Raw genomic sequence first — 16,360 nt, 5'->3', positions numbered from 1 at the left:
CTATGACCTCCGGCGGCGTCGGCGGCCAGATTTTTCCTCATCCCCGCCACCGGTATTGAAGGACGGAGCGGGCAGGGTGACGACCTGGGCCAATTCAGGGAACGGATCGGTTTTGTGTGGGATCGCATTGGCGGCGACGAAATGGTCCTGAAACTTGGGCTCGATTGCCGTTTCGACCTTGGTGATCTCGCGCACCACGCGTTCGATCTCGGCCCGCGATCCGATGTTACACAGCGCGATCCGGGCACCGGTTCCAGCGGCATTACCCGCGCTGGAGACCTTCTCCAGCGGTGCATCAGGGATCATACCCAGCACCATCGCGTGTTTGGTCGAAATATGCGCGCCGAAAGCTCCGGCCAGTACCACGCGGTCCACGCGGTCGACCTCCATCTCGTCCATCAGAAGACGCGCACCGGCATAAAGCGCGGATTTAGCCAACTGGATGGCACGGATATCACCTTGAGTTACCGTGATACGCGGACCGCCCTCGGCGCTGGCGTCGTGGATCAGATAAGAGTTGGTGCGGCCTTCGGGAACGCAACGCGATGTGCCCGTCTGCGCGGCCGAGCCGATCAGCCCGCTTTCGTCCAGAAGACCTGCAATGCGCATCTCGGCCACGGCCTCGATAATGCCTGAGCCGCAGATACCGGTGATGCCCGTGGTGGCAATGTCCTGATCAAAGCCTTCGTCATTAGACCATTTCTCGGACCCGATCACGCGGAAACGCGGTTCTTTGGTGACAGGATCGATTTCGATCCGTTCAATCGCACCGGGCGCGGCTCTCTGGCCCGAGCTAATCTGGGCACCCTCAAATGCGGGGCCGGTGGGTGACGAACAGGCCAGAACGCGGTGGGTGTTGCCCAGCAAGATTTCCGCATTGGTACCCACATCCACGATCAGTACCAGATCGTCGGACTTGCCGGGTTCCTCGGATAGGGCAACGGCAGCGCAGTCCGCACCCACATGGCCCGCAATACACGGCAGGATGTAGACCTGCGCGCGTGGATTCATCGTGGTCAGGTCCATCTCATGCGCAGGCAGGGACATGCTTTCGGACGTCGCGAGCGCAAATGGCGCCTGACCCAGTTCGACTGGGTCCAGACCCAGCAAAAGATGGTGCATGACCGGATTGCAGACGAACACCGTTTCGACGATCAAAGCGGCATCGATCCCGGCCTCATCAGCGATTGAAGTGGTCAGATCGTTGATCGCTTCGCGCACGGCCCGGGTCATTTCCTTGTCGCCACCGGGATTCATCATGGCGTAAGACACGCGGCTCATCAGGTCTTCGCCGAAACGAATTTGCGGGTTCATCAGGCCGGAAGAAGCCTTGACTTCACCTGTTTCCAGATCGGTCAGGTGCGCAGCGATGGTGGTCGAGCCGAGGTCGATAGCCAGACCGTAAAGCCCATGTTCGTGCAGGCCGGGCCAAATTTCGACGATACGGGCCACGTTGTCCTTGTGGCCTTTGTGGACGGCGACCGTGACCTCCCATTTCCCTTTGCGAAGCACTGGCTGCAGCTTGGACATCAGCGACAGATCGGCGGTAATCGCATCGATCTTCCATTGTTCGCGCAAGGCGCGTTCTAACCGTTCCAGATCGCCTGTGGGCGAGTGCATGTCGGGTTCCTCCACCACCACGAAATACAGGCGTGTTGCAGGGTCCATGGTGATGGCGCGGGCGGCGGCGGCCTTGCGGACCACCTGACGGTGAACCTGGCTTTCAGGAGGCACGTCGATCACCACGTCACCCTGAACCGAGGCCTGACAGCCCAAACGGCGCCCGGGTTTCAAGCCTCGCTTGTCGTCATAACGCTGTTCAACCGCGTTCCATTCGCTCAGCGCGTCCTCCGAGACGGTCACGCCATGCTTGGGAAACTCGCCATAGCTGGGGGTGATCTGACATTTCGAACAAATACCGCGTCCACCGCAGACTGAATCAAGATCGACACCCAACTGGCGCGCTGCCGTCAGGATTGGCGTGCCAACGGGAAAGTGTCCGCGTTTGCCGGACGGGGTAAAAACGACAAGAGGATCGGTGGTCATGAATGGCCTGCCTTTGTATTCGCGCGTATGCCGGCGAACATATGGGTTTGAACGCAAAGGGAAAGGGCATTCAGCGGCACGTTTTGCATTGCTTGCGTCGTTTTCGGGCGTGGCAGAAGCCCGCAGGGGAAAACAACTTGGGTTCGGGGCTTTCCCTCTGGTGAAATCCGTGCAATAGGGTCACCGTCAAACGGGCTTTTGCATGGGGTTATCAAATGCAGATTCGTGAGGCACTCACCTTCGACGACGTTCTTCTGGTTCCGGGCGCATCTTCTGTGCTGCCGGCAACCGCTGATACCACCACGCGCGTGACGCGTGAGATTACGATGAACATCCCGCTGCTAAGCTCGGCGATGGACACGGTGACCGAGGCGCGTATGGCTATCGCCATGGCGCAGGCTGGGGGCATCGGCGTGGTGCACAAAAACCTCTCGGTCGAGGAACAGGCCCGCGAAGTGCGTCGGGTTAAGCGGTTCGAATCCGGTATCGTCTATAACCCGGTCACGCTGCGCGCGGATCAGACACTGGCGGATGCGCAGGCTTTGGTCGAGCGGTATAATTTCACAGGTTTCCCTGTGGTAGACGAAAGTGGCCGGGTCGTTGGTATCGTCACGAACCGAGATATGCGCTTTGCAACCTCGGATGATACGCCGATCCACGCGATGATGACTTCGGACAATCTGGCGATGCTGCAAGAGCCTGCCGATCTCGAAGAAGCCAAAAGCCTGATGCGCGCGCGCCGGATCGAAAAACTGTTGGTTGTTGACGGTGGTGGCAAGCTGACCGGTTTGCTGACCCTGAAAGACACCGAACAGGCTGTGCTGAACCCTACTGCATGCAAAGACCGCCTGGGTCGCCTGAGGGTGGCAGCGGCTACCTCGGTTGGTGATGCAGGATTTGAGCGGTCTGAGCAGCTGGTGGATTCAGGCGTCGACATCATCGTTGTGGACACGGCACACGGCCATTCGCAGGGGGTGCTGGACGCGGTAAAGCGCGCCAAGACACTGTCGAATGAGGTGCAGATCATCGCCGGGAACGTCGCCACAGCTGAGGCAACGAAGGCGTTGATCGACGCGGGCGCTGACGCAATCAAGGTGGGCATCGGGCCGGGATCTATCTGCACAACACGGATGGTTGCGGGCGTTGGGGTTCCACAGTTGACGGCGATCATGGATTGCGCTGCTGCGGCCGGGGATGTTCCGGTCATCGCGGATGGCGGGATCAAATTCTCGGGCGATTTTGCCAAGGCCATAGCGGCGGGTGCGTCTTGTGCCATGGTCGGCTCAATGATCGCTGGTACGGATGAAAGCCCGGGCGAAGTGATTCTGTATCAAGGACGTTCGTTCAAATCCTATCGCGGCATGGGCAGCCTGGGTGCGATGGCACGCGGCTCGGCGGATCGCTATTTCCAGAAGGACGCCGCGAATGACAAGCTGGTGCCCGAAGGGATCGAAGGTCAGGTGCCGTACAAAGGGTCCGCAAGCGCTGTTGTGCACCAACTGGTTGGAGGTTTGCGCGCGGCGATGGGCTATACCGGTTGTGCCACCGTCGATGAGATGCGCCAGAACTGCAACTTTGTCAAAATCACTGGCGCAGGTTTGAAGGAAAGCCATGTGCATGACGTTCAGATCACACGGGAAAGCCCCAATTATCGCGTGATGTAAGTTTGTGAGACCCTTCAGGGGGTCTCTCGAAATTGATCGTGTAGACGAACGGAAAACGCGATGACACCTGCTGCTCGGGTACAGGCCTCGATCGAGATCCTCGATGACATTCTTGCCGGTGCACCGGTCGAGAAGGCGTTGACCGGCTGGGCTCGACGCAGTCGGTTCGCGGGATCTAAGGATCGCGCTGCGATCCGGGATCATGTGTTTGATGCATTGCGGTGCAAGCGATCCTTCTCGGCGCTCGGTGGATCCGAGACGGGGCGCGGCCTGATGATCGGTGCCGCCCGATCCTTGGACTCAGACCTAACGTCATTATTTTCGGGTGCGCGGTATGCACCTGCAGAGGTAACCGAAGCTGACCAACCCAGGTCATTTCAGAGCGACGCAGAACGTCTGGATATCCCCGAGTGGTTGTGGCCCCAATTTCAGGCCGCGTTGAAGGACGAAGCTGAACTTGCCGCAGCCGCGCTACAATCGCGCGCTCCGATTCATCTGAGGGTCAACCTGCTGAAAACTGACCTGCCTACAGCCATTCAACGACTGGCTGCCGAGGAGATCACGGCGCATCCACATCCGGCCTGCGATACTGCATTGGAAGTTACCGAGGGCGCACGCAAGATATCTCAGAGCGGTCCGTATACAGATGGGCTGGTTGAGTTGCAGGATGCCGCGAGCCAAGCGGTAGTTGCCGCGCTTGATTTGCAGCCAGGCATGCGTGTCCTTGACTATTGTGCGGGTGGCGGAGGCAAGTCCCTTGCTTTAGCGGCTACGTATATGGGTGTTCAGGTCTTTGCCCATGATGCCAATTCCAACCGTATGCGCGACTTGCCAGCGCGCGCGGCAAGGGCGGGCGCGGATGTCACGATCCTGACCACAGGCCAAATCACCGGTCAGGCCCCGTTCGATGTGGTTTTGACAGATGTGCCATGTTCCGGCAGCGGATCGTGGCGTCGCGCGCCGGCAGGGAAATGGGCGCTAACGCCCGAGCGTTTGGAGGAACTAGCGCAGATTCAGGCCACCATTCTACGAGATGTTTCACCTCTCGTTGCGCCCAAAGGCGTGCTTGCCTATGCGACCTGCTCGATGCTGGCGATTGAAAACGACGACATTATTGATGGATTCTTGGCCAGCAATCCCGAATGGCAGAGCGGATACCGCAAAACGTGGCTGGTTTCACACGGGACCGATGGATTTTTTACAGCACACTTGACGCGAATATAAACTTTAAAACACAACCTTAAGAAGTTTATGTCACTGATCATTAAGCAGCAATTAACCATTGCAGGCAGATATTGATCAGAAATTGTAATAATCCGGGCTGTTTATGTCTATTCAATCTGAATTTACCCCCTCTCGATCAAGTGGATGGGGCATTGATCGTGGGCGCTATGCCTCACTGGCATTGATCGCCATTTTATTGAGCGTACTTTCCTTCTTTGACGTCTTGCCGCCACGGTTAAGTGCCGGGGTCGCAGCCGTTGGCTTGTCCTTCCTGGTAGTAGTGGTCTTTGCATTGGCGCGTGCTTGGATATTGAATCAGATCGAAGCGCAAACATACGCTGCGATGACGGGTTTTCTAGTGCAAGAAACCGATGCCTGTGTCATTTCGGATGCGACGGGCGAGGTGCTAGTTGCAAACGCTCAGGCCAATGCGCGTCTTATTCGGAACGCGGGTACGCGACTAGATGAGTCTCTGCGTACCGTATTTGCAAACCCGTCGGCGGCGCTGTTGCGTTTGCAGTCTCATGCCCTGAAACGGGGTTTTTGGGAAGAAGATGTTGTCACGCGCGGACAAACAATACCGGTGTCTGTTTCAAAGCTGGGTGAAAATCGGTTTTGCTGGCGTTTTAGGATAGATGCACCCCAGATCTGGCGCAGCGTGCAGCGGCCGGTTCTGACGGTCGGACGAAATGACGTGGTGCTGGATGCCAATGATGCGGCTATCGAGCTTTTTGGTCAGATTCCCACATGCCTCAAGCCGATGGTTCAGGCTGGCGGTGCAGTTGTTGGTAGCATCATACAGATTAAAACCGGGGAAACTGAAGCACCATTCACTGTCACAACGCTCAGGCACAGCGGTATTGTGCGTGAGTTGCTTTTAACGCCGCTGCAGCACGCCGAAGGACCGCAGCACACGACATCATTTGCAGATTTGCCAGTTGCGATCATGTGCATGTCTCCCGATGGAGATGTTAGCGAAGCAAACCACCTCGCGGTTGAATTGGTCGGTGAGATCCAACCGGGGCGGACGAATATCGAAAGCATGATGCAGGGGCTCGGCTATCCGATCAGGGACTGGCTGGCGAGTGCTGCCGAACAAGGCGCAGCACCGCGGTCTGAATTCCTGCGTTTGGTGCGCAAGGACAAAGAGGTATTTGTGCAAGTTACGCTGTCACGGATTCTCAGGGATGGTCAGGTCTGTCTTATTGCGGTTCTGAACGATGCCACCGAACTGAAAACGATGGAGGCGCAGTTTGTTCAAGGCCAGAAGATGCAAGCCGTTGGGCAATTGGCGGGCGGGGTGGCACATGATTTCAATAACTTGCTGACGGCGATTTCGGGGCATTGTGATCTGTTGCTGTTGCGCCATGACCAAGATGACCCGAATTACGGCGATCTTGTACAGATCAATCAGAACGCCAACCGTGCTGCAGCGTTGGTCAGCCAGCTTCTGGCCTTTTCGCGCAAACAAACGCTCCGGCCCGAAGTGCTGGATCTGCGAGATACGATTTCAGACCTTATCCATTTGCTAAACCGTCTTGTGGGCGAGAAGGTCCGCCTGACGCTCAGTCATGATCCGGTGCTCAAATCCGTCTGCGCGGACAAGCGCCAGTTAGAGCAGGTTTTGATGAACCTGGTCGTCAATGCGCGTGATGCGATGCCTGAGGGGGGGGAGATTCGGATCGAGACCGAAGTAGTGACATTGGATCAATCGATCACGCGCGATCGGGCGACGGTACAGCCGGGGGAATATGTTACGGTCAAAGTCATCGATAGCGGCATCGGGATTCCTGCAGATAAACTGCAAAAGGTGTTTGAGCCATTTTATACGACCAAACGCACAGGCGAGGGGACGGGGCTGGGGCTATCGACTGTTTACGGGATCGTAAAACAGACTGGTGGTTTCATATTTGTCGACAGTGTGCAGGACCGGGGAACGGAATTCACCGTGCTCTTGCCTGTGAGTTCCCGGGTCCAAGAATCGGAGCCTGAGGCCCCCGATACGTCAGAGGTGCAAAGTTCCCGATTGGGTGAAGGCGTGGTTTTGTTGGTCGAAGACGAAGCCCCGGTGCGCGCCTTCGCGACGCGGGCGCTTCGCTTGAAAGGCTACACTGTGCTTGAAGCTGAATCAGCCGAAGATGCGCTGCAATTGTTGGACGACCCCAATTTGCTGGTGGATGTTTTTGTTACCGATGTCGTCATGCCCGGAATGGACGGCCCGACCTGGGTGCGCGAGGCGATGAAAGCGCGCCCAGACGTGCGGGTGGTCTTCATGTCAGGCTATACAGAAGGGGCGTTTGGCGAATCTGGCCCCCAGATCGAAAACTCCACTTTCCTGCCCAAGCCGTTTTCGCTGACCCAACTGACCGAAGCGGTGTTTCAGCAAATGAACTGAAACCACTATTCGGCGGATTGATACAACGCGTATTCAGCGGCGTTCAACGTCTGGAACCGGTGTTCGGTCTGATTTGAAATGTTCATCGGGCAGGTGGGTGAGACATTCTCACGCGACAGTTCGATATCGCATTCCAGCCGATTCTGAAGGAATTCCAGTATCTTCTGCTGGTTGTCATATTTGAAGATATGGGTCACGCCCGCGCCGTTGCTGCGGGGTTGCAGAAACTCGGTCTGGCATCCCACATCTGCGAAGGCCGGGCGGGGATTCTGCATATAGGCGTTCAGGAACGCCTCGAAGCTAATATCCTTCGTGGAATGCGCATGATCGGCCAATTCAGGGCGCGTTCGATATCGATACCAGCTTCCCAGCCAATCGATGGGTTCGCGCACAATGGCCATGACGTCCATTTCGGTATCAAACATCTTTCGGAACATTGTCTGGAAGAAGCGATCATAGCGACGCATGTTCGCATGTTTCAGGTCAGTTGGGCCGGACACGACGATGTCAGCCCGGTCGCGCAAGGCCGACTGATACGCTGTGCTGCCGGTCTTTGGAACAGACAGAAGCGCCAGCCGCTTTTCATAGAAAACAAGCATTTATCTTTTCTCTTCAATGCCTTTCATGTCTCAGATTGTCGTAAACGACTCTTTAACACAATTGCTGAAAAGTAGTTTTCATAAGTTTTAGTTGAAATGTTCTCTTTTTGGTCTCATAAGGAACAAGAGGCGAACAAAGCAGCGATTGCCGCCCGATCAAGGGTGTGACAAAAGAGAAGGCGACAGGACAATGGCGGATCTTCTGACGATGAGCGACAAGAAAAACGCAGACAAGCAAAAGGCGCTCGACAGCGCATTGGCCCAGATCGAACGGCAGTTCGGCAAAGGCTCGATCATGAAGTTGGGCGAAGATTCCAAGCAGGATATCGATGCGAGTTCGACCGGATCGCTGGGCTTGGATATCGCTCTGGGGATCGGCGGCTTGCCGATGGGCCGGATCGTCGAGATTTATGGCCCGGAAAGCTCGGGTAAGACCACGCTGACGCTGCACTGCATCGCTGAACAGCAAAAACGCGGCGGAGTCTGCGCGTTCGTCGACGCAGAACATGCACTGGACCCTCAATATGCGCGCAAGCTGGGTGTGGATCTGGATGAATTGCTGATCTCTCAGCCCGACACCGGCGAGCAGGCACTTGAGATCACCGACACCTTGGTGCGGTCGGGGGCCGTGAACATGGTCGTGGTCGACTCGGTTGCGGCGCTGACGCCGAAATCCGAGTTGGAAGGCGACATGGGTGACAGCAGCGTGGGTGTTCAGGCCCGGCTGATGAGCCAGGCGATGCGCAAGCTGACCGGCTCGATCAATCGCTCGAACTGCATGGTGATCTTCATAAACCAGATCAGGATGAAGATCGGTGTGATGTTTGGCAGCCCGGAAACCACTACCGGTGGTAATGCGTTGAAATTCTACAGCTCGGTCCGTCTGGATATTCGCCGTATCGGTGCGATCAAGGATCGGGACGAAGTTGTGGGCAACCAGACCCGCGTCAAGGTCGTCAAGAACAAGGTGGCACCGCCGTTCAAGCAGGTGGAATTCGACATCATGTATGGCGAAGGCATCAGCAAAATGGGTGAGCTTCTGGATCTGGGCGTCAAGGCCGGTGTGGTCGAAAAGTCGGGTTCGTGGTTTAGCTATGGTGATGAGCGGATCGGGCAGGGGCGTGAGAATGCCAAGCAATATCTGCGTGACAATTCCCGTGCGGCGCTCGAGATCGAAGACAAAATACGTGCCGCGCATGGGTTAGACTTTGAAATGCCACCCGAAACGGAAGAGGATGACATCCTCGAAGCTTAAAGCGTGCCTGAGGGGGAACCGAAGAAATCCCCCGGCACCCCGGTAGTGCTAAAATATCTGGAACAGGGTGGCCCCTCGGGGCCGCCTTGTTTCGTTTCGGATGGGCCAATGCTGTGGACACTCTCGGGGGGTGGGGCTAAACCTTTGCTGACCATAACGACTGCGCGCCGAGAGAGCCTTATGCCAACGCTGAACGACATTCGATCTACCTTCCTGAACTACTTTGCCAAGCAGGGGCACGAAGTGGTTGCGTCCAGCCCGCTGGTTCCGCGCAATGATCCGACACTGATGTTCGTCAACTCGGGTATGGTTCAGTTCAAGAATCTGTTTACTGGCGTCGAAACCCGCGACTACAGCCGTGCTACCACTGCACAGAAATGCGTGCGTGCAGGCGGCAAACACAACGATCTGGACAATGTGGGCTATACCGCTCGCCACCATACGTTCTTTGAAATGCTGGGGAATTTCTCATTCGGGGATTACTTTAAGCATGAGGCGATACCGTTCGCTTGGGAACTGATCACCAAAGAGTTTGGTATCGATAAGAACCGTCTGTTGGCCACTGTCTATCACACCGATGATGAGGCATTTGAAATCTGGAAAAAGGTTGGTGTCCCTGAAGACCGGATCATCCGCATCGCTACCAATGACAATTTCTGGCAAATGGGCCCTACCGGCCCCTGCGGCCCGTGCACCGAGATTTTCTATGACCACGGTGATCACATCTGGGGTGGGCCTCCGGGTTCGGCTGAGGAAGATGGTGATCGGTTCATCGAAATCTGGAACATCGTTTTCATGCAGAACGAACAGTTCGAAGACGGCTCGATGGTCGAACTCGACATGCAGTCGATCGACACCGGCATGGGATTGGAACGCATTGGAGCGTTGCTGCAAGGCAGCCACGACAATTATGACACCGATCTGTTCAAAACGCTGATCGAAGCCTCCGCGGATGCGACCGGTGTTGATCCTTATGGGGATCAAAACGTGCATCATCGCGTGATTGCGGACCACTTGCGTTCAACTTCGTTCCTGATCGCGGATGGTGTGATGCCGTCAAATGATGGGCGAGGGTATGTTCTGCGCCGTATCATGCGCCGCGCGATGCGCCATGCGCATCTGTTGGGGGCCAAAGATCCGGTGATGCACCGCCTGGTACCCACGCTGGTGCAATTGATGGGTGCGCAATATTCAGAGCTTGGTCAGGCGCAGCCACTGATCGAAGAGACACTGCTGCTTGAGGAAACTCGGTTCAAGCAAACTTTGGATCGCGGTCTGAAGCTGTTGGATGAGGAAGTCTCGGGCTTACCTGAAGGCGATCCACTACCCGGAGACGCGGCGTTCAAACTGTATGATACCTATGGTTTCCCGCTCGATCTGACGCAGGATGCGCTGCGCGAGAAAGGTCGAACCGTCGACACCGATGGATTTGACGTGGCCATGGCCGAACAAAAAGCCAAGGCTCGCGCGGCGTGGGCCGGGTCTGGCGAATCTGCCGATCAGGTGGTTTGGTTCGATGTGCTGGATGCGGCCGGTGCGACCGATTTCCTTGGCTACGATACTGAAAAGGCCGAAGGGCAGGTCGCTGCGTTGGTGGTCGATGGTGTATTGGTCAACAAGATCGAGAAGGGTGGTACCGGCTGGGTCGTAGTCAATCAGACACCGTTCTATGGCGAGGCCGGCGGCCAAGTCGGCGACACCGGTGAAATTCGCAGGCTGGATGAGCGCGACGATATCGCCCGCGTTGAAGACACCAGAAAGTTTGCTGATGGCAAAGTCTATGCTCACAAGGTCACGATTGATCATGGGGCGATCTCAAAAGGTGACGCAGTTGAGCTGGAAGTCGATCACGCGCGCCGCACGGCCATTCGTGCCAACCACTCCGCGACGCACCTTCTGCATGAAGCTCTGCGCGAGACATTGGGTGACCACGTGGCGCAGCGCGGGTCGCTCAACGCATCAGATCGTTTGCGGTTCGATTTCAGCCATTCCAAGGCTCTGACACTGGAAGAAGTGCAGAAAGTTGAGCGAGAGGTGAACGCATTCATCCGGCAAAACTCAACCGTGGAAACCAGGATTATGACACCTGATGACGCCCGTGAACTGGGTGCTCAAGCTCTGTTCGGTGAGAAATACGGGGATGAGGTGCGCGTGGTTTCGATGGGCAAAGCACCCACCGGCAAAGGCCAGGATGGCGAAACATGGTCGATTGAACTGTGTGGCGGTACCCATGTGCGCCAGACCGGTGATATCGGAACCTTCGTCGTGCTGGGCGACAGTGCCAGCAGCGCGGGCGTGCGGCGGATCGAGGCTTTGACCGGTGATGACGCATTTAAGTATCTGTCGAAACAGGATCATCGCCTTTCCTCAATTGCGCTTGAGTTGAAAGCGCAGCCTGATGACGTTGTGGCGCGTGTTAAGACTCTGCTGGATGAGCGTAAGTCGCTGCAAAACGAAGTTGCGCAGTTGCGCCGTGATCTGGCGATGGCCGGAGGTGCGGGGCAGGGCAGTGGCGCTGAAGCGCGCGATGTAAACGGTGTGGCGTTCTTTGCGCAGTCGCTCTCGGGTGTTTCCGGAAAGGACCTGCCTGCATTGATTGATGAGCACAAAAGCCGTTTGGGTACGGGTGCAGTATTATTGATTGCTGATACCGGCGGCAAAGCGGCTGTCGCAGCGGGGGTCACTTCGGACCTGACAGACACGGTATCTGCGGTGGATCTGGTCCGCGCGGCGGTGACCGAACTTGGCGGCAAGGGCGGTGGTGGACGGCCTGACATGGCACAGGGTGGGGGCAAGGATGCCTCAAATGCAGAGGCTGCAATCAAGGCGGCTGAACAGGTTTTGGGAGGATAAGATGCCAGCACTTTGGATCGCACACGTTACTGTGACAGATGCCGATGCTTATGGAAAATACGCCGAGCTTGCAGGGCCGGCAATTGCGGCGCATGGGGGTGAATTCATCGCCCGCGCGGCACGTTACGTGCAGTTAGAGGGCAAAGAGCGACCACGCAATGTGGTCGCCCGCTTCCCAACCGTCGAGGCTGCGGTAGAGTGCTACAATTCTCCTGCATATCAGCAGGCATTGGATCATGCCCGTGGCGCCAGCGAGCGAGAGCTGGTGGTCGTTGAAATTACCGATTGAGAATCAGGCTAAATCTACTTTTGCATGAAACTTGCAAATTCTGCCCGGCCTAGAGCGGTGCGACATGCCATGCATCTTAGACTGGGCGGCTCTTCACGAGCGCTCTGAATTTATATGCATTATTACAATGGGTTGTGCGTACTTCCTGTTGGTTTTGAACATATTTCTCTGTCCGATTGTGGCACTTCGCGCCACTTTCTTGCGCGGAAATGGTCACGAAAAGTGACGAATTTCCGCCGTTTTTTCCGCTCAATCTCGGATTTGATTGCGTGACAACCACGGTTTGCGGATATGGTCCGGTATTCAGATGGGTTCTGATCCACGCAATTTACAGGGATTAATAGGACTCGAGGGACAGGCATGAAATTCTTTGGTACGACCTTAGACGCCCACTTAAAGAGCGCTGCCAAGCTTGGCGGGCTGTTTGGTTTGGCTATCCTGATTAACGGTTCGCTGTTGTTTGGGACTGAAGCATCGGCGAAAGATGCCGCGTTTATCCCGAGTATCGCTGCCTCGCCACCACCCTCCGGCGCGCGTCAGCTTTGCGGTAAGTATTCGTGGGCATGTGCGCAAAAAGGTATCGGTTCCTTATCCACCAGCCAAGAATTGAAGCTTGTCAAAGAGATCAACCGCCGCGTTAATCGATCCACGCGAGAGGTCACGGATCAGTCGCAATACAAAACCAGTGAACTTTGGGCGCTTCCAACGTCGCGCGGTGGTGACTGCGAAGATTTTGCGCTTCTAAAGAAAAGAGATTTGATCCAGGCTGGTTTCGACCCTCGTAAACTACTGCTCGCGACAGTGTTGGATACGCGCAGAAACTCTCATGCTGTTTTGGTCTATCGGTCAAGCGACGGCGATCTGGTTCTGGATAATTTGACCAATCAGATCAAGCCTTGGAAGGCGACGCGCTATCTGTTCCTGAGGATGCAAGATCCTAAGCAGCCCGCCAGATGGCTGGGAGTTTATGGAAAAAGCTGAGTTCTTCGACCTCAACTAGAGTGGGCGGGTGCATCTGCACGCCGCCCATCCGCTATTCTCGTCAGTGGCGCTATGGTCGCGCACAACCCTGATCGAAGGAATTAATGACCGCGATCATCCTCTTTTTCGCGCTCAGCTCTGCGTTCTTGGGATTTGGCCCTGTCTTTGACCCGTTTGGCTTCGGCTATTGACAGTTTTCCCAAACGCTCTTGCGACTGCCGGGCACTTTCCCGGTACATCTTGGCGTTAGCGGCATGTTGTTGTGCGTAGGCACGTTGCTCATTAGCCCAAGCTTGGCTTTCTTTGGCCCACCCAGCAAACAGTCGCGCTTGTTCCCTTGCCTGCTTCGCACCCTTTATATCGCCAGCGTCACGTAGTTGCTTGGCTTTTTCAGAATAGTCTTTAGCCGTTTGCCGGTGCTGCTTGATTGTCTTTCTCTTATCTTTGACTCTTTCCCTGTATTCCCTTGCCTTTTCACGCTCTTCTTTCGCCTTTTTCCTGTTTTCCTTTGCCTTTTTTCTTTCTTCCTTGGCTTTTTCGTCGTCGCCGTTTGGCTTCTCAGGCGTATCGGGTGTGTCAGGCGTATCAGGTGTGTCAGGTGAATCGGGTGTGACCGGGGTATCAGGCCTATCGCGCTCGGTTCTTTCGTCTGAGGCACCGTCACCCGTGCGCTGCGGGTTAATGCCGATGCTCGCCGTAGGCAAGTCAGTCAAAACAGCTGCAAATCTCGGGCAATCAAGAATTGTACGCTCCAGGATCGACTCGAAGTCGGCGCGCCGTTGGATGTAACGGAGCATGCCTGAAGTAACCACGTCGCAGGCACAAAGAGTGTTCGACGAAACAGACTGTTTGGCCGTGCTCACTGTGCAAGTACCAGCCGCCTGAGCGGAATTTCCGAAGATGAAGGGTAAGATTGCGGAAGCAAAAGCAATCGATAACAGTTTGGATTTGATGCGCATCGCACGCTCCTTAAGCACTCGTTAACTAAATTGCCGTATACTCAAACGGCGTCACACTTTGAACACAAAGTCCTCTTTCTATCGCCTATTTTCAAGCAAACTTTCTGTTGGATTTCTGTGATCCAGCTCACTCAAACACGATTAATCCATAAAAAACAAAAAGAAGACCTGCTGTTGCACCAGGTCTTCTTTTTCTGTGTTGTTTCTAGCCTGACGCAAAAATGTCACGAATGTGGCAATGTTTCCAAAACGTGAACAAGTTGACAGCATTGATCAGGCTGATTTTGACATCCGTTTACGCTCGTGCGGATCCAGGTAACGTTTGCGAAGCCGGATCGCATTAGGCGTCACCTCGACCAGTTCATCGTCGTCGATATAGGCGATTGCCTCTTCAAGTGAGAACTGAATATGAGGGGTCAGCCTTACTGCGTCGTCCGATCCACTGGCACGCACGTTAGTTAGCTTTTTACCTTTCAGCGGATTCACTTCCAGATCGTTGTCTCGCGAATGTTCACCGATCACCATGCCCTGGTAGACATCGGTTTGCGGTCCAACAAACATGCGGCCACGCTCTTCCAAATTCCACAGCGCATAGGCGACCGCCTGACCGTTTTCCATCGAGATCAGAACACCCGCACGTCGACCAGGAATCTGCCCTTTATGGGCTGCCCAGCCGTGGAAGACCCGGTTCAAGACACCAGTTCCGCGTGTATCGGTCAGGAACTCTCCGTGATAGCCGATCAGGCCACGAGACGGCACGTGGGCGATGATCCGGGTCTTGCCTGCCCCTGCAGGGCGCATTTCAGCCAGTTCACCTTTGCGCGCACCCGTGATTTTCTCGATCACCGCGCCAGAATATTCATCATCCACATCGATCGTGACTTCTTCGATAGGTTCAAGGCGCTGGCCGTCCTCCTCGCGGAACAAAACCTGTGGGCGCGAGATGCTAAGCTCGAATCCTTCGCGACGCATGTTTTCGATCAGAACACCCATCTGCAATTCGCCGCGACCAGCAACCTCGAAGGCTTCGCCGCCGGGCGTGTCGCTGATGCGGATGGCTACGTTCGATTCGGCTTCTTTCATCAGGCGATCACGAATGACCCGAGACTGAACCTTTTTGCCGTCACGACCGGCCAGCGGGGAATCGTTTATGCCGAAGGTCACTGTGATGGTTGGCGGATCGATAGGCTGGGCAGGCAGGGCCTCTTCGACTTGCGGGGCTACAAGGGAATCTGCCACGGTGGCTTTGCTCATACCCGCAATCGTGACAATGTCGCCTGCTTCAGCGACGTCAATGGGTTGTTGAGCTAATCCACGGAATGCAAGGATTTTCGACGCGCGGAAGCTTTCAATCTGGGTGCCATCTCGGCTGAGTGCCTTGAGGCTGTCACCCGCTTTCAGAGTTCCACTTTCCACACGACCGGTCAAAATACGACCGATGAATGGATCGCTGCCCAAAGTGGTGGCGAGCATCCTGAACGGTTCGTCCTTTTTCTCGATCTGCTTGGGGGCGGGGACGTGATCAACGATCAGATCGAACAGGGCGGTCAAATCCTTGCGCGGACCGTCAAGCTCCATATCGGCCCAGCCGGACCGGCCCGAAGCATACATGGCCGGGAAGTCCAGCTGATCGTCATCGGCGCCCAAGTTGGCGAAAAGGTCGAAACACTCGTCCAGCGCGCGATCAGGCTCGGCATCGGGTTTGTCGACCTTGTTCAGCACGACAATCGGGCGCAGGCCCAAAGCCAGCGCCTTTGAGGTCACGAATTTGGTTTGCGGCATCGGGCCTTCGGCGGCATCGACCAGCAGTACAACGCCGTCGACCATGCTGAGAATACGTTCGACTTCCCCACCGAAATCAGCGTGGCCGGGGGTGTCGACGATGTTAATGCGGGTATCCTTCCACTCAACGCTGGTGGCTTTGGCCAGGATGGTAATGCCGCGTTCGCGTTCCAGGTCGTTGCTGTCCATGGCGCGTTCTGCCACGGCCTGGTTTTCCCGGAACGCGCCGGATTGTTTAAGCAGCTCATCCACCAGGGTCGTCTTGCCGTGGTCCACGTGAGCGATGATTGCGATATTGCGCAGGTCCATGAGA

The 16,360-nt window shown here is 55.9% G+C and carries 11 protein-coding genes; 7 read left to right on the top strand and 4 right to left on the bottom strand.

Going from position 1 to position 16,360, the window contains the following annotated elements; all coding sequences use genetic code 11:
• On the bottom strand, positions 1-2,046 hold the full coding sequence (locus tag ACR0BI_RS02865; RefSeq protein WP_480561473.1) for an ASKHA domain-containing protein: 2,046 nt from the start codon (positions 2,044-2,046) through the stop codon (positions 1-3).
• A 215-nt stretch (positions 2,047-2,261) separates the two neighbouring features.
• On the opposite strand from ACR0BI_RS02865, the gene guaB reads away from it, so the two are divergent.
• From guaB to ACR0BI_RS02850, 3 genes are all read left to right on the top strand, one after another.
• Positions 2,262-3,710: an IMP dehydrogenase gene (guaB, locus tag ACR0BI_RS02860; RefSeq protein ID WP_480561475.1), complete on the top strand. Its 1,449-nt coding sequence runs from the start codon at positions 2,262-2,264 to the stop codon at positions 3,708-3,710.
• Positions 3,711-3,770: 60 nt separating this feature from the next.
• Positions 3,771-4,934, top strand: a complete 1,164-nt coding sequence (locus tag ACR0BI_RS02855) for an RsmB/NOP family class I SAM-dependent RNA methyltransferase (RefSeq protein WP_170509795.1) — start codon at positions 3,771-3,773, stop codon at positions 4,932-4,934.
• Positions 4,935-5,037: 103 nt separating this feature from the next.
• On the top strand, positions 5,038-7,329 hold the full coding sequence (locus tag ACR0BI_RS02850) for an ATP-binding protein (protein WP_480561477.1): 2,292 nt from the start codon (positions 5,038-5,040) through the stop codon (positions 7,327-7,329).
• Between the two features lie 5 nt (positions 7,330-7,334).
• Here ACR0BI_RS02850 and ACR0BI_RS02845 read toward each other — a convergent pair whose 3' ends face one another.
• On the bottom strand, positions 7,335-7,928 hold the full coding sequence (locus ACR0BI_RS02845; RefSeq protein ID WP_170817787.1) for a sulfotransferase family 2 domain-containing protein: 594 nt from the start codon (positions 7,926-7,928) through the stop codon (positions 7,335-7,337).
• A gap of 190 nt (positions 7,929-8,118) precedes the next feature.
• Here ACR0BI_RS02845 and recA point away from each other — a divergent pair, with 190 nt between their 5' ends.
• The 4 genes from recA to ACR0BI_RS02825 all read left to right on the top strand — a co-directional run bounded on the left by recA (position 8,119) and on the right by ACR0BI_RS02825 (position 13,306).
• A complete protein-coding gene (gene recA, locus ACR0BI_RS02840) occupies positions 8,119-9,183 on the top strand; it encodes a recombinase RecA (protein WP_170595572.1) in 1,065 nt (354 codons plus the stop codon).
• 180 nt (positions 9,184-9,363) lie between these two features.
• A complete protein-coding gene (alaS, locus tag ACR0BI_RS02835; RefSeq protein WP_480561845.1) occupies positions 9,364-12,036 on the top strand; it encodes an alanine--tRNA ligase in 2,673 nt (890 codons plus the stop codon).
• A gap of 1 nt (position 12,037) precedes the next feature.
• Positions 12,038-12,325, top strand: a complete 288-nt coding sequence (locus ACR0BI_RS02830; protein ID WP_170393026.1) for a DUF1330 domain-containing protein — start codon at positions 12,038-12,040, stop codon at positions 12,323-12,325.
• Between the two features lie 360 nt (positions 12,326-12,685).
• Positions 12,686-13,306: a transglutaminase-like cysteine peptidase gene (locus tag ACR0BI_RS02825; RefSeq protein ID WP_170562671.1), complete on the top strand. Its 621-nt coding sequence runs from the start codon at positions 12,686-12,688 to the stop codon at positions 13,304-13,306.
• Positions 13,307-13,407: 101 nt separating this feature from the next.
• Here the strand turns inward: ACR0BI_RS02825 and ACR0BI_RS02820 are convergent, their stop codons facing one another.
• On the bottom strand, positions 13,408-14,265 hold the full coding sequence (locus tag ACR0BI_RS02820; protein ID WP_480561478.1) for a hypothetical protein: 858 nt from the start codon (positions 14,263-14,265) through the stop codon (positions 13,408-13,410).
• A gap of 273 nt (positions 14,266-14,538) precedes the next feature.
• Positions 14,539-16,356: a translational GTPase TypA gene (gene typA / locus ACR0BI_RS02815; RefSeq protein ID WP_170421712.1), complete on the bottom strand. Its 1,818-nt coding sequence runs from the start codon at positions 16,354-16,356 to the stop codon at positions 14,539-14,541.
• Positions 16,357-16,360 lie beyond the last annotated feature (4 nt).

The organism is Ruegeria sp. E5, assembly GCF_056534105.1.
Note: the sequence above shows the minus strand (reverse complement) of the source record. Positions and strands in the feature narration are given on the sequence as shown.